Origin of the sequence: Lacrimispora sp. 38-1, from assembly GCF_049890855.1 — a bacterium.
In the GTDB taxonomy this organism is placed as follows: Bacteria; Bacillota; Clostridia; order Lachnospirales; family Lachnospiraceae; genus Lacrimispora.
Window position 1 is genome coordinate 61,978 of record NZ_JBANEW010000061.1, and the last position, 25,890, is coordinate 87,867.

Genomic DNA, 25,890 nt, shown 5'->3' on the forward strand with positions numbered 1-25,890 from the left:
AAAAGAGAGTGCTGCAAGACAGGAGATATTACTGTTCTTGCAGCACACTTTTTGTCGAAAATTGTAGAAAATGGCAGAAATTGAAATTGTGGAAACAGCCGTTAAATGATAATATAGATCTATAATAAATGTTTGTTTGTCCTGCTTTAAAAATGATCGACATCTTATGATCGGGAGGAAGTCATTATGTTTCGTGAGGCAATGAAGTCCTATTACGCTCCTCTTTTAATCCTGTTATTTTTCGGAGTCATGGTTTTTGTGGACAAGCTTTTTTCGCAGAAGATCAAGCGCCTGTTTCTGCTGGAGATTTGTCTGCAGCTTTTTTTGATAGCTGTTACCTGGCTGGATCAGTATTTTGCATTTATGGGAGATAATGGGTTTGCGTGGAGGCTGAGAAGCATTACAACCTGTTTGAATTTTGCAATCGGCCCGTGTTCTCCCATGATTCTGGTGCTGATTTATGATACAGGTGTATTAGGAAAAATACCAAAAATATTTTACGTTCCCCAGATAATAAATTTTACCACGAGTGTCCTGAGTATATGGAGCGGATGGATTTTTTCAGTGAGCACCAGCAACGTATACAGAAGAGGACCGCTGTTTCCCATGTCTTTAACGGTTGGATTTTTTTATCTGCTCACGCTGATTGTATTTTCTGCGAAGCAGCAGAATAAGCCCAACCGGCGGGCGGAGACAACATTTCTTATAGCCGCTTTTGGGGGAATTGGCTCAGCTGCCTGTCTGGAGGTATTTTTTGGACTGAGTTTCATGATATGGAATGTTTCTTCCGTATGTATTGTTTTGTATTTCCTTCTTCTGACCACCCAGAAAATATTGTACGATTCCATGACTGGTACATACAGCCGTACTGCCTATGAAAGACGGATGGAGAAAATAAATTTTAGGCTTCCCTGTACGGTTGCAATGATCGATTTAAACAATTTAAAGCAGTTAAATGACCGGTATGGACATTCCGCAGGAGATGTGGCAATCTGCAGCGTCACATCCGCAATTTTAAAGCAGAAGTCCAGACATATGAAGCTATACCGCTATGGAGGAGATGAATTTGTCTTCGTCAGCAGCCGGATTTGTGAAGAGGAAATGGACCGTGTGCTAAAAACAGCGCAGGAGCAATGCAGCGGGGTTATCGAGCTGCCGGTTTCTTTTTCCTACGGAGTCGCGGTTCATCAGGCGGGAGATTATATTCATGAAGCAATCCTTCGTGCAGATGAGGCTATGTATCAGAATAAGGCGAAAATGAGAGAGGGGAAGGCAGCGGAATGAAATAGCAGAGTGCCAGAGTAAAATAAATTTATATTACTGGGCTGGAATCAATATCGAAGCGAATGTTATATATTATTACTAAAAAAATGCAGAAAGTAAGGATATGATTATGAAAAATATTAAAAACGGCATTGACAAGACGAATAAATAATTGTATATTAAGATGACGGAAACCGTTTTCTGCAGGAGGCAATTTGATGGTATCTATAAATGATGTGGCGAAAAAGGCCGGGGTGGCAAAATCAACAGTATCTAAGGTTTTAAATAATTATTCTCTGGTAAGCGAAGAGACCAGATTAAAGGTGGAGAAAGTTGTTGAAGAGTTAGGATATGTACCGAACTCAGTTGCCATTTCCCTCTCAAAAAAGGAATTTAACCGGGTAGGGCTGATTGTAGATATCCGACATAACAGTGAGTTTGTCGAGGAAATCAATATGCAGCACCTGACAGGCGCTTTTGAAAAAGCGAAAGAATATCGTATAGAGGTGGTGACATTTTTTAGTTCTCAGTTTGAGGAGATGAACTACAAAGAGGTTACTAATTTTTTGAAATCCCAAAGAATTAATTGTTTGATTATATACAATTTATCCATAGAGAATAAAAACATTTACAAGATTATTGAAAGGCAAGAGTTTTTTTGTGTTTTGGTTGATTCCCCCATCAGCAATGCAAGAACATCATCTGTATCCATCGACCATTTTCAGGCACAGTATGATGTGGCGAAAAAAACCTTTGATGAGAATGACTACATTAATCATGTACTTTATATTGCAGGAGGTGCAGGCGGGTACATAACGAACCAAAGATTAAAGGCTATGACGAGGCTGCAGGAAGAGTATGCTTTTGAACTCATGATACAGTATGGTGACTTTAATGAATATAAAGCAAGAGAGATTACACAAAAGTATGCGTCCGAGATCAATGTGGTTGTATGTGCATCAGACTTAATGGCAATTGGTGCGGTGTTTGCGTTGACGGAGATGGATTTATTCCGCCCTGTATGCGGTTTTGATGGAATTCGATTAATGGGGTACACTCAAATAGCTATGAATACTGTGAAACAGGATTTTAAAAGGAAGTCCAGGCAAGCGTTTGATGAACTCAAGAAATTGCTTGATGGTGAAACCGGCAGACATGTTCTGATACCCTATGAGGTATGTAAAATTAATTATATGGATGTTATTCAGAAATAAGGATAATATCAATATAATTTTTTTCAGAATTCGGAAACCGTTTTCCGGGCCGGCTGCAGTTAATTTAAGGAATCTATATACAGCAGATGGACTAAAAAAAGGAGAGGCTGATATATGAGAGAAGCAGGAATGTTATTGCCTTTATCATCACTGCCATCCGGTCATGGAATTGGAGATATGGGCAAGTATGGTTATGAATTAATAGATTTATTGGAAAAAAGCGGATTTCATATATGGCAGATACTCCCGTTAAATCCCGTGGGGTATGGTAATTCACCCTATCAGCCCTACTCTTCCTTTGCGGGAGATGAGATCTATATCAGCTTGGAAGAGTTGTATTTAGAAGGCTTATTAAAGAAAGAACCGCCAAAATTTATGGAGCACAGTTCCTGTGTGGATTATGAAAAAGTAAGGACATTCAAAGGGCTTTATTTAAAGAAAGCATTTGAACACTTTATACCTGCAAAAGATTATGAGGATTTTGCCGCCCAGGAATGGGTGTACTTATATGCGGTATTTCTTACCTTGAAGAAGCAGAATCACTTAAGATGCTGGAATGAGTGGAGCTTGGAACAAAAGGAATGGATCAAGGATAAGAAGTATGATATCTCTGCTTACAGCAATGAAATTAAGTATGAGATGTTTGTACAATATGAGTTCTACAAACAATGGATGAATTTAAAGGATTATGCCAACATTCACGGGATCAAAATTATGGGAGATATTCCATTCTATGTAGGAATCGATTCATTGGATGTATGGATAAATCAGAAATGTTTCTTATTGGATTCAGATGGAAAGCCTGTCTTTATCGCAGGAGTTCCACCGGATTATTTTAGTGAAACAGGACAAAGATGGGGGAATCCGATTTATGATTGGGAGTACTTAAAGGAAACCAACTATAGCTTTTGGATTGACCGTATAGCATATAACAGTAAACTTTTTGATTACATTCGGATTGATCATTTCAGGGCGTTTGATACCTATTGGATGATTCCTTCCACCTCTGATACTGCGATTGAAGGAAATTGGATTGAGGCACCTGGTTATGAAGTGTTTGATTTGATCAAAGAAAAATTTCCACGGCTGGAGATCATTGCAGAAGATTTAGGAAATTTAAGGAAAGAGGTTCATGTATTAAAGAATCACTACCATTTAAAGGGAATGAAAATTGTACAGTTTACTTTTGATCCGAAAGAAAATAACAATGATTTTGAAGATGTACGTAATATGGTGATCTATACAGGAAGCCACGATAATCAGACAATTCGCGGCTGGTATGCTTCACAGGTTAAAGAAACACGGGCTGCAATCAGAAAAGCATTAGAAAATCTTGGTTATAAGGATCAGACCATTTCAAGGCGTTTTTTAAAAATGACCTTTGACAGTATTGCAGACATTGCCATTGTTCCGATGCAGGATTTGATTGATTTAGGAGACGAAGGAAGAATCAATACACCGGGTACACTGGGTTCTCCTAACTGGGAATGGAAGTTAAAAAGCTTTGACGAGTTCAAACAGGAAATTGACAGTATCAAAGAGATGATACAAAACAGTAATCGGTATATATGAAAGGTATGGTAGTTAGAATGTTAGAAAAATCATTACAAAATCGATACGGTAAAAAGCTTCAGGAATGCAGTAATGAAGAAATCTACTTAGCTCTTTTGGATATGACCAGAAGCATGGCAGATGAAAAGAAAGGGGAAGAGAGTAAGAAGAAGGTTTACTACATATCAGCTGAGTTTTTAATCGGTAAGTTATTATCCAATAACTTAATCAATTTGGGAATTTACGATGAAGTGAGAAAGGAATTGGCTCAAAATGGGAAATCCATTACAGAAATTGAGAATGTAGAACTGGAACCATCTTTGGGGAACGGCGGTCTGGGAAGATTAGCAGCATGTTTTCTGGATTCCATTGCAAGTCTTGGATTAAACGGTGATGGTATCGGTTTGAATTACCACTTGGGGTTATTCCGTCAGTTGTTTAAAGAGAATCTGCAAAAAGAAACCACCAATCCATGGATTACCAGAGATAGCTGGTTAACAAAGAGAGACACTTCTTATACGGTTACCTTCAAAGATTTTTCAGTCACTTCAAAGTTATATGATATTGCAGTAACTGGTTACGAGAATCGTACCAATCAACTTCATCTGTTTGATATTGATACAGTGGATGAAACCATTGTAGGAGAAGGAATTACCTTTGACAAAGAGGATATCAGGCGAAATCTCACGCTGTTCTTATACCCGGATGACAGTGATGAGAAGGGGGAATTGCTCAGAATCTACCAACAGTATTTTATGGTAAGCAATGGGGCACAGATGATTATTGAAGAATGTGAAAAGAAAGGAAGTTCATTAAAGGACTTAAATGAATATGCGGTAATTCAAATTAATGATACCCATCCTACTATGATTATTCCTGAACTGATCCGTTTACTGGTACAAAAGGGAATTGACATGGAGGAAGCGATAGAGATTGTTTCAAAGACCTGTGCCTATACCAATCATACAATCTTGGCGGAGGCTTTGGAAAAATGGCCTGTTAAACATTTAGAAAAGGTTGTGCCTCATATGCTTACGATTATTAAAATACTGGATCAAAAGGTCAGAAGTAAATTTGATGATCCGTCCGTATATATCATCGACAAAGAGGACCGTGTGCACATGGCTCACATTGATATCCATTATGGTTTTAGCGTAAACGGAGTTGCGGCCCTGCACACGGAGATTCTGAAACAAAATGAACTGAATAATTTTTATAAAATATATCCTCAGAAATTCAATAACAAAACCAATGGTATTACGTTCAGACGCTGGTTGATGTATTGCAATCATCCATTGACCTCCTATATCAGCGAATTGATTGGTGACAGATTTAAAAAGGATGCAGACCAACTTGAGAAGTTGTTGGAGTTTAAAGAAGACAGCAAAGTATTAAATACGTTACTTCAGATAAAAAGTGCGAACAAGAAAGTACTAAAAGAATACTTAATGCAGACACAGGGAATTCAGATCAATGAGAACTCCATCTTTGATATTCAAATCAAGCGCTTACACGAATATAAAAGACAGCAGATGAATGCACTGTATATTATTTATAAATATCTGGAGATCAAAAAAGGCAATAAGCCGAAAACACCCATTACGATCATATTTGGTGCGAAAGCAGCTCCTGCTTATATCATAGCAAAAGATATTATCCATCTGATTTTATGCTTGCAGGACGTGATATCTAAGGATCCGGAAGTGAACTCTTATCTAAACGTAGTCATGGTTGAGAACTACAATGTCACATTAGCGGAAAAGCTGATTCCTGCCTGTGAGATATCTGAACAGATCTCTCTGGCCTCCAAGGAAGCCAGCGGTACAGGGAATATGAAGTTCATGTTAAATGGAGCGATTACTTTAGGAACAATGGATGGTGCCAATGTGGAAATCGCAGATTTAGTGGGAAAAGATAATATTTATATCTTCGGAAAACCCAGTGAAGAGGTTATTGCCCATTACAATAAGCAAGATTATGTATCAAAAGATTTTTATGAGAATGATGCTTTGATTCATAAACTGGTTGACTTTATTGTAAGCGATACCCTGATGAAGGTCGGCAGGAAAGAACATCTGGAACGCTTACATCATGAACTTATTTCAAAAGACTGGTTCATGTGCTTACTGGATTTAAGAGATTACATCTCAAAAAAGGAAGAAATCATTGAAGATTATGAAGACCGGGTTAAATGGTCAAAGATGATGTTGGAAAACATCAGCCGTGCAGGGTATTTCTCCTCCGACAGAACAATCAGGGGTTATAATCAGGACATTTGGAAGTTATAAGCTTTAAAATTTAATAAGATTGATTGTGAATCAATGAAGTAAACTGTTGATTTATGATAGTAACTATGAATGATGAAAATCAAAACTATTTATTAAGGGGAGGTATTTTATGAAGAGAAATTTTTTAGCCTTACTTATGGCCGCTGCAATGGTAGTATCTTCTTCTGCATGCAGTAAGAATGTTCCAAGCAGTGGTACAGCTCAGGAACCTATGAAATCAACCACAGCCAAAACGGGAGAAGCAGAGCCTGTAACATTAAAAATTTGGGCTCCTGAAAATCAAATCCAAACAGGAACTCTGGATTCTATGACAAAATCTTTTCAGGCATTACACCCTGAATGGAATATTACATTTAATGTTGAAACACAAGGGGAGGATACTTTAAAAGATGAAATATTAAAAGATGTATCAGCAGCCGGTGACGTCTTCTTTTTTGCAAGTGATCAGTTAAATGAGTTAATCAATGCAGGAGCTATTGCAAGACTTGGCGGAAGCACAGAAGAAATGGTTAAATCCACTATGGGAGAATCTGTTGTAAAAACAGTGACAAAAGACGATGCAATCTATGGTATTCCATTCACTCATAACACCTTCATTATGTATTATGATAAATCATTGTTAAGTGCCAAAGACGTAAAATCCGTTGAAGGTATTATGGCGAAAGATACAGGTGATAAAGTCTACAATTTCTGCTTTGACCCCGCTGGCGGCTGGAAATTAGGTGCCTGGTACTACGGAGCAGACTTAACAATCTATGGTGAAAGCCAGACCGATTTTGCAGCTGGTGCTAACTGGAATAATTCGACCGGTGTCGCGGTTACAAATTACTTAATCGACTTAATAAATAACCCTAAAACAGCATTTGCAGATGATGTTTCTCTATCCGAATTAACAGCAGATCACAGAATAGGCGCTTGGTTTGACGGTTCTTGGAACTATAATCTTTATAAGGATGCTTTAGGCGATGATTTAGGTTTGGCAGTAATCCCGACTTTCAATCCAGACGGAAAGGATTATCAGTTAAAAGGCTTCTATGGTTCCAAAGCAATTGGTGTTAATTCCCAGTCCCAAAATCCTGCTGTAGCAGTAGCGTTTGCAGCTTATCTCGGGAGTGAAGAGATGCAGTTAGAGCGATTTAAAAAGAATGGTCAGGTACCTACCAATCTTAAGGCAGGAGAATCCGAAGAATTACAGGCAGATGAAATGGTAAAGGTTATTGTAGACGAAGTAAATACCGCATCTGTTATGCAGCCTACATCCGTAGAATTCACCTCAAAATACTGGTCTAATGCTGTTGGCATTGCAACTGAAATCAAAACTGGTGAGTTAAACAAAGAGAATGTACAGAAAAAGTTAGATACATTTGTAGCTACATTAAAGGTAGAATAAAAATCTATTAACAAAAACCACGGATAGTTTATTAGAGAGGATTGGATCATGGTTCGCAGAAAGGAAAAGAAGTCAAATAATAACACATCGATTCGTGATATAGGGGGAATTGCTGCTTTTATTCAAGGAAATTGGATAACAAAATTATCCGCCCTAATATTTGGTTTAGGTAATTTAGTGCATAAACAAATTATTCGCGGCTTGTTTATGCTTTTCGTAGAAATTGCTTATATTTATTATATGATCACAGCTGGTTTTAATTCCATAGCAGATTTTATGACATTAGGAACAAGTGTTCAGGCAGAGGTTTTTAATGAAGCAAAGCAGATTTATGAATATGTACCAGGGGATAATTCCATGTTATGTCTGCTCTATGGTGTTGTAACAATTTTTCTGACTCTTAGTTTTATACTTTTTGCAATGACATCTGTAAGAAGTGCTTATGTAACGCAGAAAAAAATAGAATACGGCAAGGCAATCCCCTCCTTCCGAGAAGATTTAGCATCTTTAAAGGAGCAAAACTTACATAAATCTCTTTTGTTTTTACCGGTATCAGGTGTCTTATGTTTCACAATTGTTCCCCTTGTTTTTATGATATTAATTGCGTTTACGAACTACGATAAAAGCCATCAGACACCGGGAAATCTCTTTGACTGGGTTGGATTTAAAAACTTTTCAGCAATGTTTGCTCAAAACGGCACATTATCCAACACATTCTGGCCAGTATTTAACTGGACGATTATATGGGCAGTATCTGCTACATTTTCCTGTTACATTTTAGGAATGTTGCTGGCAATTTTAATCAATCGTGAAGGTACCAGATATAAAAAATTTTGGAGATTTATCTTTGTCATTTCCGTTGCAGTACCTCAGTTTGTAACGCTGCTTACCATGAGAACGATCTTCAATACCAACGGCCCGGTGAATGGAATGCTGCGTAATATCGGTATCATTGGACCGACGGAGGCGATCCCGTTTTTTACTGATTCGACACTGGCTAAGATTACAATTATCTGTATTAATATCTGGATTGGTGTTCCGTTTTCCATGTTAACAACTACAGGTATTTTGCAAAATATTCCTAAAGATTTATATGAGGCTGCAAAGGTGGATGGAGCAAATGCAATTGTCACATTTTTCAAAATAACATTACCTTATATGCTGTTTATTACAACACCATATTTAATAACATCTTTTGTCGGAAATATTAATAATTTTAACGTTATCTTTTTATTATCTGGTGGCGGACCGGAATCACTGGAATACTATTATGCCGGTAAGACAGATCTGTTAGTGACCTGGTTATATAAATTGACTATTACGAATAAGGATTACAATTTAGGCGCTGTCATTGGCATTATAGTCTTTATAATACTGGCAATATTATCATTATTAACTTATCGTCACACAGGTTCCTATAAAAATGAGGAGGCTTTCCAATAATGAAGAGAGATACAAAATCTTTAAAAAGAAGACAATTCATTAATAATACCATTGTTCATGTATTATTGGGTATTCTCGGATTTATATGGGTATTGCCTGTTTTCTTTGTTATCCTGACTTCTTTTCGTGCAGAAGGCGGCTCTTATAAAAGTTATATATTGCCAAGAGGATATACGCTGAACAATTATAAGAAATTATTTGATCAGACAGGCAACTTAAATTATGAAAGATGGTTTTTCAACACATTAATCGTAGCAATATGTTCTTGCTTATTATCCGCTTTTTTTGTTTTATGTGTCGCTTATGTAACATCCAGGCTGAGATTCAAAATGCGTAAAATAATGATGAATATTGCTTTGATACTAGGTATGTTTCCGGGGTTCATGTCAATGTATGCTGTTTACTATATATTAAAGGGATTTGGATTTTTAGAGGCAGGTCCTCTAAAATTAGTCGCGCTGGTTATGGTATATTCAGGCAGTTCGGGACTGGGATATTTAGTCATCAAGGGCTTTTTTGATACCATTCCGAAGACCATAGATGAAGCAGCATTTATCGATGGAGCAACGAAGTGGGAGGTGTTTCGTAAAATTACGATTCCTCTATCCAGACCGGTTATTGTTACAACACTTTTAACTTCTTTTATGGGACCTTGGGTGGATTATATTTTTGCCAAGGTAATATTGGGGCAGGACAGACAGTATTACACCATTGCGATCGGATTATGGACGATGTTAGAGAAAGAATTTGTGGAATATTATTATACCCAGTTCTTTGCAGGCTGTGTATTGATCTCGATACCAATTGCATTTATTTTTTTGTTATCACAAAAATACTACGTGGAGGGAGTATCCGGTGCTGTCAAAGGTTAAGCGTGTTGGACGACTGGTTTAGCGGGTGGAAGAAAAGCCACACGTACGGTTCTGGAAAGAACTTCGCATTGTGAGGTGCGATTTTACTAAACTTCTGAGTCTGCCCAGCTGTATTCGTAATAGATAAACGGTATATTCAGATTTTTTACTTACAAAAGCTCTTTTTTATATTCCAAAACTTTTTAAGCTGATCAATATATGATAAATTATTGTCAAAGTTATCATGCGATAATATCATCTGAAAAACTGATACTGACAGCAAAAAAAGTGAGGAGAATGTTATGAAAAATGGAAAATTCGTGGGGCTTGCCGTGATGGCGGCCGCTGCAGCAGCTGTAATTGCATTGTCTGGTCCGGTTTACACCAGTCTTGACAAATCCGGGAAAAAGAATGCTCAGGAAGCAGCGGCAGAAGGCGGGAATGAAAACGAGAAAGAAAAGCAGGCGGACATTGTTATTATCGGCGCAGGGGGAGCCGGAATGACAGCAGCTGTTGAAGCGGTTCAAAAAGGAGCCACTAATCTTGTTGTATTGGAAAAAATGCCGATTACAGGAGGAAATACTGTCCGCGCTACCGGTGGTTTAAATGCAGCTGAAACACCGTATCAGGAAGCTGAGGGAATTGAGGATTCCATTGATCTGTTTGTGGAAGACACCATGAAAGGCGGAAAAAATTTAAATGATCCAAAGCTTGTTCAGGTGATGGCGGAGCAGTCTGCAGATGCGGTTACCTGGGTCAATGAAATAGGCGGCGATCTATCCGTAGTAGGGCAGTTCGGCGGAGCCAGTGTTAAGAGAATCCATCGTCCGTCCGATACTTCCGCAGTAGGTCCCATGCTTGTAAATGCTCTTAATGCAAAGCTGAAGGAACTGGATGTACCTGTATTTTTAGAGACAGAAGCAGTACATATTTTACTGAGCGAAGAGGGCGCAGTTCAGGGAGTACAGGCAGTAACAAAGGGCGGCGAGCCTTATACGATCTCTTGTAAGGCTGTGATTTTAGCAACGGGAGGATTTGGAGCCAATTCTGAGATGGTGGTAAAATACAAAAAGGATTTAGAAGGTTTTTGCACCACCAACCACTCCGGTGCTACCGGTGATGGAATTGTCATGGCTGAAGAGCTGAAGGCAGGACTTGTGGATATTGATCAGATCCAGACCCATCCAACAGTTAATCCGGATACAACTACCATGTACACAGAAGGCGTCCGTGGAAACGGTGCAATTTTGGTCAACCGATCCGGTAAACGTTTTGTCAATGAGCTGGAAACAAGAGATGTGGTTTCAGAGGCCATTTTAAATCAGGAGGGCAAAACCTGTTTCATGATATTTGACCAGTCTGTAAGAGAAAGCTTATCCGCAATTGAAAAATATATCGGTCAGGGTATTATCACCCAGGCGGATACACCGGAGGAGCTGGCGGAAGCAATCGGTGTTGATAAGGATCAGCTGAAGGCAGCACTGGAACAGTATGCAAAGTACCAGGCGGAGGGTAAGGATACAGAATTCGGAAGAGAAAGTATGGAAGTTCCGTTAAGCATGCCGCCTTACTATGCAGGATTGTGTGCTCCTGCCGTCCACCATACCATGGGCGGAGTGAAGATTGATACATCCACCCAGGTGTTAAAGGAAGATGGCAGTATAATACCGGGACTGTTTGCAGCCGGAGAGGTAGTCGGAGGAGTTCATGGAGCAAACCGGCTGGGAGGAAACGCGGTGACAGATATTGTGGTTTTCGGAAGACTGGCAGGAAGTGCGGCTTATGACTATGTTGCTGCAAACGGCGGTTTCACTGAGAAAACCATGAAGGCCGCAGAAGAGGGAGAAGCAGCACAGCCGGAAGTAAAGGGTAACTATAAGGACGGAACCTATACCGGAACCGGTAAAGGAAATAACGGAGATATTACGGTAGAAGTTGTGGTGAAAGACGGAAGCGTGACTGCCATAGAACTGACAGATCATCATGAGACTCCGGGAATCTATGAGGCGGCAGAGAAAACTGTTACTTCATCCATTATCAGAACACAGAGTACTTCTGTAGATGGGGTGTCAGGCGCAACCAACTCTTCTAAGGGAATCAAAGAGGCGGTGACGGCGGCTCTTGAAAAGGCAAAATAAACCTGAAATATGTTAGCAATCAAGATAGCGCTGGAACCTTTCCGGCGCTATTTTTAAATGCTTTTGGGCAGATTACCAGGACACAGGAGGAACTATGTTAAAAGTACAGGGAATGCTTCACAGTGCATATAAATCTAACAAATGAAAATTGTATTTGAACTATTTACACTTCAACGTTATAATAGAAAAAATATAATTCACGGAAGCTATAGGGCATAAGGAAAGGGAATCAGAATGAAAACGGTCAGAGTGAGAGATGTGGTCATTGGAGAAGGCGTGCCAAAGGTATGCGTGCCTATGGTGGAAACAAAAGTGAAAGATGCGGTATTGTCTGCCGGAAACTTAAAAGCCGGCGGAGCCGATGTGGCGGAATGGCGGATTGACTGGCTTGATGATGCACATGATATCAGTAAAGTTGTGGAAGCGGCAGGATGTATCCGAAAAGCCCTTGGGGAGATACCTCTTCTTGCAACCTTCCGTACTGCAGGGGAAGGTGGAGAAAAAGAAATCAGTGTGCAGCAGTATATTGATCTATATCTTGCTCTTATACGTTCCGGTTATGTGGATCTGATTGATGTGGAACTGTTTTTTGATGAAGAAGCCGGGAAGATACTTGTGGAAGAAGCTCACAAAGAGGGCGTCTGTGTCATCGCTTCCAATCATGATTTCCAGAAAACACCGGAGAAAGAGGAACTGTTTCACCGTGTGAAGCTGATGCTTGAGCTGGGCGCAGACATTCCCAAAATTGCCGTGATGCCACGAAATGTGGGGGATGTTATGGTGCTTCTGACAGCAACTTATGAGATGTCACACTATATTTCGGACCGCCCCATTATTACCATGTCCATGTCAAAAGAGGGTGTGATCAGCCGGTTCTCCGGTGAGTTTTTCGGATCTGCACTGACCTTTGCTGCAATCGGAAAAGAATCGGCTCCGGGGCAGATTGAAGCTGGTAATTTAAAGAAGATGCTTAATCAGATTCATGATATTATTTCATAATTTTGACGTTTTCTGTCAGGTTTGCTTTGATAAAAAAGGATCTTGACAAATAAAAAAAAACCTCATATACTAAAAATTAACTTCATATAAAAGAAAAAGCATTGATAAGAACAAGTAACAGTACGGAGAGCCAGACAGAAAGCAGCCGGTTGATGAGAGGCGCATGGAAAACGGACTGCGAATACATCTTTGAGCTTCGCTCCCAAAGGTTTTAAGGCCCGGTAGGCGGCGACGGATTCCTGCACCCGTTATTGTGCTAGAGTATCACATCAGTACTCGAAGAGATAAGCAGCGTGAGCTGTTTATAAAAAAAGGTGGTAACGCGAGATTTTAACCTCGTCCTTTTAACAGGACGGGGTTTATTTTTTTTAGGTAAAGGAGAATTGGAATGACAATCTACGAAGAACTGAAAGCCAGAGGGCTGATTGCCCAGGTGACCAATGAAGAAGAGATCAGTAAAATGGTCAATGAAGGAAAGGCAGTATTCTATATTGGATTCGACCCGACAGCAGACAGTCTGCATGTGGGACATTTTATGGCTCTGTGTTTAATGAAACGTCTGCAGGCGGCTGGTAATAAACCAATCGCCTTAATCGGCGGAGGAACCGCTATGATTGGCGATCCTTCCGGAAGAAGCGACATGCGTCAGATGATGACAGTGGAAACCATCGCCCATAACTGCGACTGCTTCAAAAAGCAGATGAGCCGTTTTATTGACTTCTCCGAAGGAAAAGCCATGATGGTGAACAATGCTGACTGGCTGATGGATTTAAACTACGTTGATTTTCTCCGGGAAATCGGTCCGCATTTCTCCGTAAACCGAATGCTCAGTGCAGAGTGCTACAAACAGCGTATGGAAAAAGGATTAAGCTTCCTGGAGTTTAACTACATGATCATGCAGAGCTACGATTTTTATGAGCTGTTCCAGCGCTATGGCTGCAACATGCAGTTCGGCGGAGATGACCAGTGGAGCAACATGCTTGGCGGAACCGAGCTGATCCGCAGAAAGCTTGGTAAGGACGCCCATGCCATGACGATCACCCTGCTGTTAAATTCCGAAGGCAAAAAGATGGGAAAAACCCAGTCAGGTGCTGTGTGGCTTGATCCGGAGAAGACTTCTCCTTTCGATTTCTTCCAGTACTGGAGAAATATTGCAGACGCTGATGTTTTAAAGTGCCTGCGTATGCTCACCTTCCTTCCATTAAGCCAGATTGATGAGATGGACAGCTGGGAAGGCAGCCAGTTAAACGAGGCAAAGGAAATCCTCGCTTACGAGCTGACCAAGCTGGTACATGGGGAAGAAGAGGCTGAGAAGGCGAAAAAGAGCGCAAGAGAGCTGTTTACAGGCGGCAATGCAGAAAACATGCCTGTATGTGAGCTGGGAGAAGCAGATTTTACAGACGGAAGTGTTGACATCTTAACCATTCTCCAGAAATCAGGCCTGGCACCATCCCGTTCAGAAGCCAGACGGAATGTGGAACAGGGCGGAGTTACCGTAGATGGAGAAGCAGTTAACGATATAAAAACTTCCTATACAAGGGAACAACTGGTTAACGGCGTAGTTGTGAGACGTGGTAAGAAGAAATTCGTGAAGGTTATTGCTAAATAAAAATGTCATGCTCCCTTTCAGGCAGACAAGTAAGACAAATTACTTGTTCGCCAGGAAGGGAGCATTTTTGTGCTTAAAAAGGTTTAAGAAACCTTTTTGATTTATGGCCATAAAGATGCTTTTTCCGGCTGCTTTATGGAAAGGGAAAAACGGAGTTTTTCCTCATCGGAAGGAAGTTCTAAAAGATACTGGTATTCCTTATTCAGCTTTTCATAGATATGAAGGATGGGTCTGCAGCGGACATCTGTAGTATCAAGAATGCAATCCAGATGCATTACGGCGATGCTCACAATATCTGGATCCACAAGCTGATCGTTTTTCATTCCTTCCAGTAACGTCTTTATCTTTTCCGTCGGATAAGTATCCTTATAGCTTCTCGTCCCGGTAAGTGCACTGATGATATCTGCAATGGCCACCAGACGCTCCTCTTTTGATAAGTCCTTTGCAGACAGACCCTTTGGATAGCCGGAACCGTTCAGCTTTTCGTGATGGCGCAGAGCAATTCGTGCAACCGCCTCGTCAATGCTCCCGCCAAAAATCTCTTCCGTGTAATCTACATGAGTTCTCATGATATTCATTGCCTGGCGGCTTAATTTTCCCGGGTATTCAAGTATCTCCACAGGAACTGCGATTTTTCCAAGATCATGAAGCAGAGCGCCGCAGAGAATCACATTTAAGCGTTCATCCGGATAGGAAAGAAGCTTTCCAAGCTCGTAACTGATGCTTGTTGTGGTAATGGTATGGGTGACTGTGTGGTGGCTTCTGAAATCAATGATAAAAACCAGCATTTTCAAATAATCCGTGATATCTTCCCCGGAAAGAGGAATTCCAGTGAGAAAATCATTGAACTGGCTGTCCATTTTACATTCTTCTTCAATGGAGTTTTTAAAAGAGAGTTTTCCTGCCTGCTCTACGATGTGAGGGGCATAAACGGTTCCCTGATCTTTTTTTAAGAAAGAAAGCGTTTCTTCCCAGGTACATTTCTGCAGAGACATTAAGACATCAATCCTGTCTGCAATATGTATCAGCTGCCCTAAATCCTTCATTACAGGATCGAGACTGCTCTCATTTTCCAGAAAATCCCAGTTAATATGGTGCAGGAGTACTGCATATGCTAAATCCTTTAGGGGGGAGAAATAACGGATAAAAAGATATCCATAGAAAGAATGGTCCCAGACATCTTTCGTTTCAAACTGAATCATTCGGGAGATTTCTTCTGTCTTGTAAGCTCCTACATCATGAAGCTGGGCTACAAAACAGATGTTTCTAAGCTCTTCTTTGGAAAATTTACCACTGTCCTTAAGCATACGGAAAACGATGTAAGATACATGGGAGCCATGTTCGGTGAGCCTGGGATCTATATAATTGCAAAAACGGCGTATGATGTCAAGAATACTTTCGTTATTAATAGCTTTGGTATACTGCACTTGCATGCATGGAATTCTCCTTTCGTACACAGTTCTGTAACATAGTTTACCATATTAGTCCAGATATGGAAAGATGAGAATGGTGGCTTTTAAGTATAAAATTTTTCAAATACAGCTCTGGAAAACGAGTTGAGAATAATGGAGAGCGGTTGTATAATAAACTGGTTATGTATGATAAGGAAAGGTGCTTATGGAGGGAATAGCATGAAGAAAGAAACAACGGGTTACATTCAACTGATTGAAGAAAAATTAATATACGACAATCCCCTTTCCAGACCGGAAGATGTGGAGAACTTCGTGGTGGAAGGAAATGCTTCGATAAGCTTTGAAGAGGGAAGTATGCGTTTAAAAAATGGTCTGGATCAGGAACTGGGGCAAAAGGCCAATTACGTTTTGTGGTGTCCAGAGGAATTTCCGGAAAATGTAAAGATTACCTGGGAATTTAAGCCGGTTACCGACCAGGGGCTGTGCATTTTATTTTTTGCTGCTTCGGGACGGAACGGAGAAGACTTATTTGACTCGGCCCTGGCAGATCGTACTGGAGAATATCCCCAGTATCACAGCGGTGATATCAATGCCTTTCATGTCTCTTATTTCCGCAGGAAGGAACCGGATGAGAGAGCTTTTCATACCTGTAATTTAAGAAAAAGCTACGGGTTCCATCTGGTTGCACAGGGGGCGGATCCTTTGCCGGGAGCAGCGGATGCCAATGGGTTTTACCGGATATCCATTCGGAAATATCATAACGAGATCCGTTTTTCAGTCAATGATCTTCAGGTATTTGAATTTGATGACGATGGACATACATTTGGAGAGGTTTTAAAGGGAGGCAAAATCGGATTCCGGCAGCTGGCGCCTCTTACTGCGGATTACAGGAATTTAAAGGTGTATGAATTGATCTAGTTTTTAAAAGGCATAAATTGATAACTACCGTTTAAAACCGGAAAAAATTCATTGTCATTGAGAAGCAGATCAGACAAGAAGTGGATAGAAAATGATTGTTTACAATTATCAGGGCCAGGGATATAATATGCCACAAAAAGGGCATAGCGTAATCAGGAGGTATCATGGCATCAGAAGAAAAAGTATCAGGTAAAACATATTATTTTCATAACGGCTGGAAATTCCTTCTTGCAGATGAATTCCCAATGGAAAAAGCAATGGAAAAAAAACGTGATAATACAGGACGCTATTTTTATGATAAAGATTATTGCGGGGAGGACTGGCAGGAGGTAACACTTCCCCATACGTTTAATGACAGTGATCTGTTCCGGGACAGGATACAGGATGCAGGAAGCGGGCAGAAAAGGACAGCGGCCTTTTACCGAAAATGGTTTTCTGTGCCGGAAAAGCACCACGGGCAGAAGGTGTTTATAGAATTTGAAGGTATGCGTCAGACCTGTTACCTGTATATCAACGGGAATATGGCAGGGTATTATGAGGCTGGAACTGCGCCATTTGGTTTTGACTTAACGCCGTGGATCTGTTATGATACTCCGAATCTGATCGCGGTGGCAACCGATAATACCGCCACCCGGAATATAAATTTCTGCATTGCAGAGACACCAAATAAGCCTGATGTGGTTCCGGGAACCTATTTATCCCCCCAGGGTGCAAAAGTGCCGAAAGACAGAGAAGGGGTAGGATTTTTTTGGAACTGCAATGATTTTAATCCATCTGTGGGAGGAATTACCCGTCCCGTAAAACTGCATTTTAAACCGGAAGTCTATCTGACTCTTCCTCTCTACAGTAATTTACAGACAAAGGGAGTTTATGTTTATGGACAGAATTATCATATTGAAGAAAAGAGCGTTCAGATAGGGGTGGAGGCGGAAATCCGCAATGAAAGCCAGAGAAATGTAGAGGCATGGCTGGAGATTACGGTCAGGGATATAAACGGAAATGAGATAACCAGTTTTCTTTCCGAAAAAAAGCAGATTGTTCCGTCGGGAGAGACAGGAACTCCTCTTTCTATAACACCGGAGGATGCTTACATATGGAATAAAAATGAAGGACGTTATGTACCCGTAGAGGATGAAACAGAAGTGGCGGAAACGATTACAGATTCGTTATCGGTTTCGCTCCTGAGTGCAGTGTCGGCCCAGACTGAAGTCCGTTACTGGAATATAGAGGACCCGTATCTTTACCGGGTAGAGGTGATATTATTCGTCGAAGGAGCGGCAGCGGACAGTACCACCATCGAAACAGGCTTTCGCAGTACAGGGTATGATAAAGACCGTGGAATCCTGATTAACGGGGTTCCGGTCTGGCTGACAGGATATGCCCAGCGTGCCGCAAATGAATGGGCGGTTATCGGAATCGCTCCTGAATGGCTGAAGGACCAGGATGCCATTTGGATCCGGGAAAGCAACAGCAATCACGTCCGTTTTATGCATGTGGCGGCTTCTCCTGCCGATATCCGTTCCTACGACCGTCATGGAGTTATCTGTACCCAGCCGGCCGGTGACAAGGAACGGGAAAGTTTTGGAAGGCAATGGGATCAGAGAGTAGAACTGATGCGGGATGTAATCATTTCGTTCCGAAACCATCCTTCCATCCTCTTTTGGGAAGCCGGCAATAATTCCATCAGTAAAGAGCATATGAAGGAAATGAGGCTCTTAAAGGAAAAACTGGATTCGAAAGGCGGGCGCTTTATGGGATGCCGGACCCTGAATACGGAAGAAGTGGTAAATGAGTCCGAATATACGGGTACTATGTTAAACCGCCATGCGGCCCGGTTTCTGGCTGAGCACGGCCCTGTTACGGAAACGGAATACGCAAGAGAGGAAGCGCCAAGGCGGATATGGGATGATTTTTCACCGCCGGATTTTGATTATAGAAATAAATGGGTTGGTAAAGGCGGAAAAAAGCAGGTGGGCAGGGATTTTTATGACCTCACATCAGAAGATTTTGCTTTGACTGCCGCCAGGGGCTACAGCGAGTTTTTTAATGACAGGATTGGTGGTGCGTCGGGAAAGAATTATTATAGTGCCTGTGCCGCTCTTTGCTGGACGGATTCCGCGCAGCATGGACGTCAGGCGTTCAGTGAAAATGGAAGGATGAGCGGGCGGGTGGATCCCGTTCGTATTAAAAAACAGAATTTTGATGTTTTCAGAGTCATGCAATCACCTGTTCCGCAGATACACGTGGTAGGACATTGGAATTATCCCCCGGAAGACGACATAAATTACCGCTATATGGAAAAGACTTTTAATGGGAATTACTGGGAAGAGAATGGAACGGTCAGGTACCGGGATCCAAAACATAAGACGGTTTATATAATCGGCAGCTATGATATTGCCCGGGTGGACCTTTTTATCAATGGGAATAAAGCAGGCAGCTGTGAAAAACCTGAGGATACGTTTGTATTCGTATTCCCGGATGTTGATGTGACAAGACAGGGAATCGTGGAAGCTTATGGTTTTGGATATGACGGGAAGCTGGCAGCAAAGGCCGGGATTCCAACAGCCGGTGTCCCTGCCGGGATCAATCTTAGCCTGCATACTTCTCCCATGGGCATGCTGGCTGATGGGGCAGATATTGCCTATGTTGATGTAAAAGTGGTAGATAAAGAAGGAAGAATATGTCCTCTTTGCGGAGACAGGATTGAATTTACCCTGGAGGGAGAAGGAATCTTCCTGGGGGGCTATAACGGCGGACGATTCGCAGGTTATGGAAAGGATGACAGCGTGATTCATGAGGATTACGTGTACGCAGAATGCGGTACAAACAGAGTCTTTATCCGATCCACAAGACAGAGCGGGACGATTCTGTTACAGGCCCGGATGGCAGATGGGATGAAAGAAAGCATAAAATGGGAGAGCCATGCTGCGGATCTGTCCCCTTTAACAGTAACCGGTCCGGTGGCGTGGTATCATGATTACCCGGATGAGGCTCCAGTTTTACAGCCTGCATTTCCTGCGAATTTGCAGGCGGATGCTGCTAAATACAAGCCTGAAGACCAGGATTACTGCAAGATTCTGGTCAATGGACAGGAGCCTGATACCAGAGGCATAAGAAGCGTCAATAAAAACGGCAGCATCTGGGGAGCAGTCCTTTGTATTCTTGAACGGCTGAAGCAGGAGTGGGGCCATGCTTTCACCTATACGTATCTGCCTGATGAAAAGAAACTGATACTGGTGTCAGGGAATGATACGGTGGAGGCGGAAGCCGGAAGAACCCATCTTCTGGTAAATGGGAAAGAAAATCTGATGGATGGAGAACCGTATGTAACGCCGGAGGGAGGTTTTGTCATGGAAGTAAATGCACTGATTCCTTATATTAATGGTGTGACTGCGTTATTTGATGATAAGGTAGGTGTATATCGGATAGAAACAGGAAGATAAAACGGAACAAAAGCTGCGTTAGTATAAGAATACGCAGCTTTTGCTCTCTTTTTTTATGCCTGTATGCATGATAGAAGAAAATCACAGATAAAATGAAAGGTAAGGTGAACGTATGTTAATGGATTTGGCGGGGAAATGGGAGGTATGGCTGGAACATACAGAGGAAGAAATACCGGAAAAGGAACGGCCGAAAAAGAAGCCAGATGGATCGGTTATACTTCCTGGGATTCTGCAGGCCCAGGGATATGGTAACCCGGTTACGGTGGATACTCCGTGGGTCAGCGGGCTTCATGATCCCTTCTGGTATGAAAGGGAAGAATATTCGTACGGACAGGATGGGGGCTTAAGTATTCCGTTCCTTTCGCAACCTCCGCGTCATTACATAGGAAGAGCCTGGTATGAGAGAGAATTTACTGTTACAGAGGATACAGAAGATGAATTCTATCTCTTTGTTGAATTAACCAGATGGCGCTCTTTTGCATGGGTTGATAAAACGCCGCGGGGCGGGGATTGTTCGTTGTGTACTGCGCATCAGATCAGTCTGGGAAAGCTGAGTGCAGGAACCCATACATTGACGGTCTGTATCGATAACCGGTTCCAGTATCCTTACCGTCCCGATGGACATGAGGTATCGGATGCCCTGGGAACAACATGGAATGGTATGGCTGGAGAAATCGCTGTAATTTCCGCCGGTGAAGCAAAGCGGCGTCTGGAAGAAAAAAAACGATATGCAAAGGAACAACCCAGATTTCTGGAGGTGAGAGAAGGTTTGTTCTATGTGGATGGCCGGCCGGAATATTTTCGTGGGACCCATTTTGGCGGTGATTATCCTTTGACCGGATATCCGGAGACGAACCCGGACTGGTGGGAGAAACTTATGGAAACCATAAAGGAATGGGGATTTAATTTTCTCAGGTGCCATTCGTACTGTCCGCCTGAAGCGGCATTTGCCGCAGCCGACCGTGCAGGAGTTTATATTCAGGCAGAATGTGGGATGTGGAATGTATTTGAGGAGGGGATTCCAATGCTTTCCGTGTTAAAAGATGAGACTAGGAGAATCTTAAACCAGTTTGGTCATCACCCGTCCTTTGTGCTCTTATCTGCATCCAATGAGCCATCCGGAAAATGGTACGGTCCGCTGAAACGCTGGGTGAAAGAGACCCGGGAATACGACCGCAGTCTGGGGTATGAAGGAAGACGGCTTTATACGGCCCAGTCAGGCTGGTTTTACGATACACCTCCCGAAGAGATAACAGGAACCGATTATATTTATTTTCACCGCTCGGCTTATGGACCGATTCTGGGAGGAAACATTCGTGGGTTTGAAGGCTGGCGGGGGAAGGATTACCGGGCTTCTTTAAAGGGGGCGAGGCTTCCTGTCATTTGCCATGAGATGGGGCAATGGTGTTCTTATCCGGATTTTTCAGTCATGGAGAAATTTACCGGATATTTAAAACCGGGTAATTATAACGTATTCCGGGAAAGTGCCAGAGCACACGGCGTGCTTCAAAAATGCCGCGAATTTGCCTGGTGTTCCGGAAAAAACCAGGTGTTGATGTACAAGGAAGACATGGAAGCTAATTTTCGGACTCCTCATCTTTATGGATTTGAAATGCTGGACTTACATGATTATCTGGGACAGGGAACTGCCCTTGTAGGGGTGCTGGATCCATTCTGGGAAAGTAAGGGCTATATAAAGCCGGAGGAATTCCGGGAATTTTGTGGAGAAACCGTACTTCTGGCCAGGATACCATCCTATGTTTACCAGACAGCAGACCAGGTTATTATTCCGGTTGAAGTATGTCATTTTGGAAAAGAGCCCATAAAAAGCTGCGATGTCAAATGGAGCATTGAGACAGAAGAAAATGGCTTAAAAACCGTAATTTTTAAGGGAGTGTGGAAGGATTGTTTTATCCCTGCAGCAAAGAATACGCAGATCGGGGAAATCCAACCTGATTTTACGGTAATAAAAGAAAATAAAAAGCTCACTCTGACTGTGGAGATGGGAAAGGTGAGAAATCACTGGGATTTTTTTGTGTATAAGAAAAGCAGTGATTGTTTTGATATGGAAAAAATCAGTGAGGTTGTGTACACCAGAGAGTGGCAGGAGGCGAAAAGAGAACTGGAGCGGGGAAAACGGGTGGTTTATTCCCCCTATCTATCTGAGCTCGACTTCGACTGCCCTCCTCTTTCCATGAGACCAGTATTCTGGAACAGCCAGATGGGACCGGGATGGACAAGAAGTCTTGGACTGGTGATACAGAGTGATCATCCCCTGTTTCGGAATTTTCCAACAGAGGAATACGGAGGCTGGCAGTGGGAGGAGATTCAGGATCGGGCAAGAGGCTTTCTTCTTGATGAAATGCCCAAAGGACTGACTCCCATCGTTTCAGTGATTGATGATTGGAACAGGAATCTGCCGCTGGGACTGATTTTCGAAGGAAGAGTAAGCGCAGGCAGGCTTCTTTTTATCTCAGCATGTCTGGAAGGGGAGTTTCGGAAACGGCCGGCAGCCTGGAGTTTAAAGAAGGCTCTTCTTACCTATGCATCTTCAGAATCATTCTGCCCGGAAACAGAGCTTAGGCCGGAATGGATTGAGAACCACCTCTTTCCAAATAACAGAATGAGACTGCTGAATGCCACTTACAGGGCAGAACCAGAGGCAGCTGTAATAAATTTCACAGCTCTTGAAGATGAAAACCCAGACCATTCAGTGTGGATAGAAAAAGACAATTACCCGATTTCTGTGGAAATTTCTTTCCGTGAGAGGATTTTGGTATCGGGACTGATTGTTGTACCGGATCAAAAAGACCGAATGCATCAGGGCTGTATAAAAGACTACGTAGTTCATGTGAAGCAGGGAGAGAACTGGAAGGAAGCAGCCAGAGGGCATTTTGCCGCCTCCTTTTTGTCTCAGAAAGCCTGGTTTGATAAAGAATATGATACAGAAGCAATAAAATTTACAGCGCTTTCCGGTTACGCTATGGGGGAACGGCCGGTATGGGAAGAGCGGTCTGATGGCTGGCATTGTATAAAAAAACAGGGCATACCTGCCATACAGACAGCCGGATTACATATAATCTGCGATAAAAAGGTACAGGGAAGTGACACGCTTTTCTGGAAACAGTTTCGAAAGAGCAAGACGAAAGAAATTGACAATTAAGGAATGGGGAATATGCGGATTAAAAAAATTATTAGCTCATTAACCTATGAAAAGCAGATATTTGTGAAACTGCTGGGGCTGGTGACGATACCGCTCATTGTTATGGGGATTATATCGTGCAATATCTATATTAAGGGAGAGACTTCAAAAAAACAGATGGCTTTAAACTCTTATAGTGATGAGGTTTCGCGGGAATACGAAAATATTTTGTCTACTTTAAAAGAATACTATATTGAAGCAGCCAGCAAAGATGACATTCACTGGCTGGAACGTCAGGAAGATCCTCCGTTTTCTAAGTACAGCAATTTAAAACAGGCCCAGAGGATTTTAGAAGGCAATTACTTTATGAGAAGATATATTGCTGACTATGAGTTCATCAATGTAAAGTATGGCTGGGTGTTTAATAAATATGGAATGTTTTCATTTGATAAAATGAAGAACCTGGAAGAGACAGAACATTTTTTAAAAGAACAGGAAAATATGCTGTTGTCGGTGTACTGGCTGAACCGGTCCGGGGCTCTTAGTCCCATGAACGGAAGTATGAGGATGACGAATACCGTGGATTCCTCCGGTCTTCGCCTGGTTATTAAAAAAGAACAGGGAATTGGCGGATTATCCTGGCTTCTTACCATTAAGATTGATAAAAACCAGCTGAATGAAATGGCTAAGTCCTATAAAATGATGGGGTATGATGTTTCAATAATCGGAAGCGGGGAAGTGCTTCTGGAAACCAATCCCACAATGACGAATGTGTATCGAAACAGCGGGAGAGAAGGTTCCGGAGTTTATAAGAGTGAAAACGGCGATAAATATCATATAAATGTTCGGACCGATGAGATAAGCGGACTAAACTATCTGGTGGGGTATAATACAGCCAACGTAAAAAAGGATGCCTTCGTATTTATTTTTGCCTCTTTTGCTGTTTTGGCGGGTTTTGCCCTTATCCTGTTTTCCATTCAGCTGACTGCGGCTGCATTTGCCAAGCCTCTCAGAAGGCTGGAAAAATATGTGGATGACCAGGATCGTCAGATAAAAAAGCTGCTGGTCTCCAATTTAATTGAGGGGGAACTGAATGAGAAAAATATAGAAGAAGCATTAAAGAAGTCGGAAATCATGCCCTTATTTGCATACCGGATGATTGCCATGATCTGTAAAAGTGTTCCGTATGAGGAGGAAAAAGGAAAGGATAAATATACGGAAATTCTTTCTGGGCTGCCTAAGGCATTGGAAAACGATATTTTTATCGCTCCTGTCTATTACCGGGATAAACTGATATTCATAATAGGGGCACAAAACGATATGGATGTGGATGCGAAAACAGCTGTGCTTTATAAGGGGCTGAAAGATTATATCGCAGAATCTTATGGCCTTGTCATTGCATCGGGCATCAGCCAGCCATTTCACAGACTCCACCATGTAAGACGTGCATACAGTGAATGTGCAGAGGCGCTGTATAATAAATCAAATAAAGCGGACATGAATAATTCCACTTTGGTCCTGTTTGATGATTATTTAATGAAGAGCCAGGTGGGAAATGTTTACGATATGATTATGGAAAATGAATTGATCCAGTCGATTACAAGCGGCAAGGAAGAAGAGGCAGCATGCCTGCTGAATGTAATTATTGACCGGATGGAAATTAAAAATGTGGTAGGGATCGAACGTAATTTTTATTTGACAAGGTTACTCACTGCTATGTTGAACATACCGTCATCTGCCAATATTTCGTTATCGGATGTATTTGACAGTGAACAGTATAATATACTCAATTCCATCACTCAGATCTATGATAAGAAAAAAGTTATTTCAGCAGTGAATGATCAGATTATTAAGCCAATTATCTCCAGGCTGAACAAAAAGGAGCAGGAGGGAGAGGAGTCTTTCATTGTCCGGCATGCAGTTGATCTGATTAAAGACAGCAAAGGGAATATGAGCCTCAATGATTGTGCAGAAAAGCTGTCCTATCATCCCAATTATTTAAGCAAGGTCATTAAGCGGGAGTTAGGAATTACGTTTACCGATATGGCAACGGAAGAGAAACTGAAGCAGGCAAAATATATGCTTTTGACAACAGAATACTCCGTGGCTGAGATTTCTGAAAAACTGACCTATAATAATGTACAAAACTTTATCCGCTTTTTTAAAAATAATGTGGGATTTACCCCCGCAGCATTTCGCAGGGAACACCGTAAGTGATGGAAGAAATTG

General features: G+C 41.8%; 15 protein-coding genes and 1 other annotated feature. Of the genes, 14 read left to right on the forward strand and 1 reads right to left on the reverse strand.

The window, feature by feature from the left end; genetic code table 11:
- Nucleotides 1-186: 186 nt before the first annotated feature.
- The 10 genes from V7D18_RS17595 (at nucleotide 187) to tyrS (ending at nucleotide 14,746) form a co-directional block, all read left to right on the forward strand.
- The gene (locus V7D18_RS17595) at nucleotides 187-1,284 is read left to right on the forward strand and encodes a GGDEF domain-containing protein (protein WP_426156048.1); all 1,098 of its coding nucleotides are present in this window, start codon (nucleotides 187-189) and stop codon (nucleotides 1,282-1,284) included.
- Nucleotides 1,285-1,481: 197 nt separating this feature from the next.
- On the forward strand, nucleotides 1,482-2,477 hold the full coding sequence (locus tag V7D18_RS17600) for a LacI family DNA-binding transcriptional regulator (protein WP_426156050.1): 996 nt from the start codon (nucleotides 1,482-1,484) through the stop codon (nucleotides 2,475-2,477).
- Between the two features lie 114 nt (nucleotides 2,478-2,591).
- On the forward strand, nucleotides 2,592-4,049 hold the full coding sequence (gene malQ, locus V7D18_RS17605; protein ID WP_426156052.1) for a 4-alpha-glucanotransferase: 1,458 nt from the start codon (nucleotides 2,592-2,594) through the stop codon (nucleotides 4,047-4,049).
- 17 nt (nucleotides 4,050-4,066) lie between these two features.
- On the forward strand, nucleotides 4,067-6,316 hold the full coding sequence (locus V7D18_RS17610; RefSeq protein WP_426156053.1) for a glycogen/starch/alpha-glucan phosphorylase: 2,250 nt from the start codon (nucleotides 4,067-4,069) through the stop codon (nucleotides 6,314-6,316).
- Nucleotides 6,317-6,425: 109 nt separating this feature from the next.
- Entirely contained in the window at nucleotides 6,426-7,706 is a 1,281-nt protein-coding gene (locus V7D18_RS17615; protein ID WP_426156055.1) for an extracellular solute-binding protein, read from the forward strand.
- A gap of 48 nt (nucleotides 7,707-7,754) precedes the next feature.
- The gene (locus tag V7D18_RS17620) at nucleotides 7,755-9,149 is read left to right on the forward strand and encodes a carbohydrate ABC transporter permease (RefSeq protein WP_426156057.1); all 1,395 of its coding nucleotides are present in this window, start codon (nucleotides 7,755-7,757) and stop codon (nucleotides 9,147-9,149) included.
- Nucleotides 9,149-10,021 carry a sugar ABC transporter permease gene (locus tag V7D18_RS17625; RefSeq protein ID WP_426156059.1) on the forward strand — a complete coding sequence of 291 codons (873 nt, stop codon included), beginning with the start codon at nucleotides 9,149-9,151 and terminating at the stop codon, nucleotides 10,019-10,021. Before V7D18_RS17620 ends, V7D18_RS17625 begins: the two co-directional genes overlap by 1 nt.
- A gap of 281 nt (nucleotides 10,022-10,302) precedes the next feature.
- The gene (locus tag V7D18_RS17630) at nucleotides 10,303-12,138 is read left to right on the forward strand and encodes a flavocytochrome c (RefSeq protein WP_426156061.1); all 1,836 of its coding nucleotides are present in this window, start codon (nucleotides 10,303-10,305) and stop codon (nucleotides 12,136-12,138) included.
- Nucleotides 12,139-12,372: 234 nt separating this feature from the next.
- Entirely contained in the window at nucleotides 12,373-13,137 is a 765-nt protein-coding gene (aroD, locus tag V7D18_RS17635) for a type I 3-dehydroquinate dehydratase (protein ID WP_426156063.1), read from the forward strand.
- Nucleotides 13,138-13,229: 92 nt separating this feature from the next.
- Nucleotides 13,230-13,484: a binding site (T-box leader), on the forward strand.
- Between the two features lie 41 nt (nucleotides 13,485-13,525).
- Nucleotides 13,526-14,746, forward strand: coding sequence for a tyrosine--tRNA ligase (gene tyrS, locus V7D18_RS17640; RefSeq protein WP_426156065.1), 1,221 nt, complete (start codon nucleotides 13,526-13,528; stop codon nucleotides 14,744-14,746).
- Between the two features lie 101 nt (nucleotides 14,747-14,847).
- On the opposite strand, the gene V7D18_RS17645 is transcribed toward tyrS, so the two are convergent.
- Nucleotides 14,848-16,179 carry an HD domain-containing phosphohydrolase gene (locus tag V7D18_RS17645; RefSeq protein ID WP_426156066.1) on the reverse strand — a complete coding sequence of 444 codons (1,332 nt, stop codon included), beginning with the start codon at nucleotides 16,177-16,179 and terminating at the stop codon, nucleotides 14,848-14,850.
- 198 nt (nucleotides 16,180-16,377) lie between these two features.
- Here V7D18_RS17645 and V7D18_RS17650 point away from each other — a divergent pair, with 198 nt between their 5' ends.
- From V7D18_RS17650 to V7D18_RS17665, 4 genes are all read left to right on the forward strand, one after another.
- Nucleotides 16,378-17,076, forward strand: coding sequence for a DUF1961 family protein (locus V7D18_RS17650; protein WP_426156068.1), 699 nt, complete (start codon nucleotides 16,378-16,380; stop codon nucleotides 17,074-17,076).
- Nucleotides 17,077-17,240: 164 nt separating this feature from the next.
- Nucleotides 17,241-20,519, forward strand: coding sequence for a sugar-binding domain-containing protein (locus V7D18_RS17655; protein ID WP_426156070.1), 3,279 nt, complete (start codon nucleotides 17,241-17,243; stop codon nucleotides 20,517-20,519).
- A gap of 112 nt (nucleotides 20,520-20,631) precedes the next feature.
- Nucleotides 20,632-23,682, forward strand: coding sequence for a glycoside hydrolase family 2 TIM barrel-domain containing protein (locus V7D18_RS17660; RefSeq protein ID WP_426156071.1), 3,051 nt, complete (start codon nucleotides 20,632-20,634; stop codon nucleotides 23,680-23,682).
- 12 nt (nucleotides 23,683-23,694) lie between these two features.
- A complete protein-coding gene (locus V7D18_RS17665; RefSeq protein ID WP_426156073.1) occupies nucleotides 23,695-25,878 on the forward strand; it encodes a helix-turn-helix domain-containing protein in 2,184 nt (727 codons plus the stop codon).
- Nucleotides 25,879-25,890: the final 12 nt, after the last annotated feature.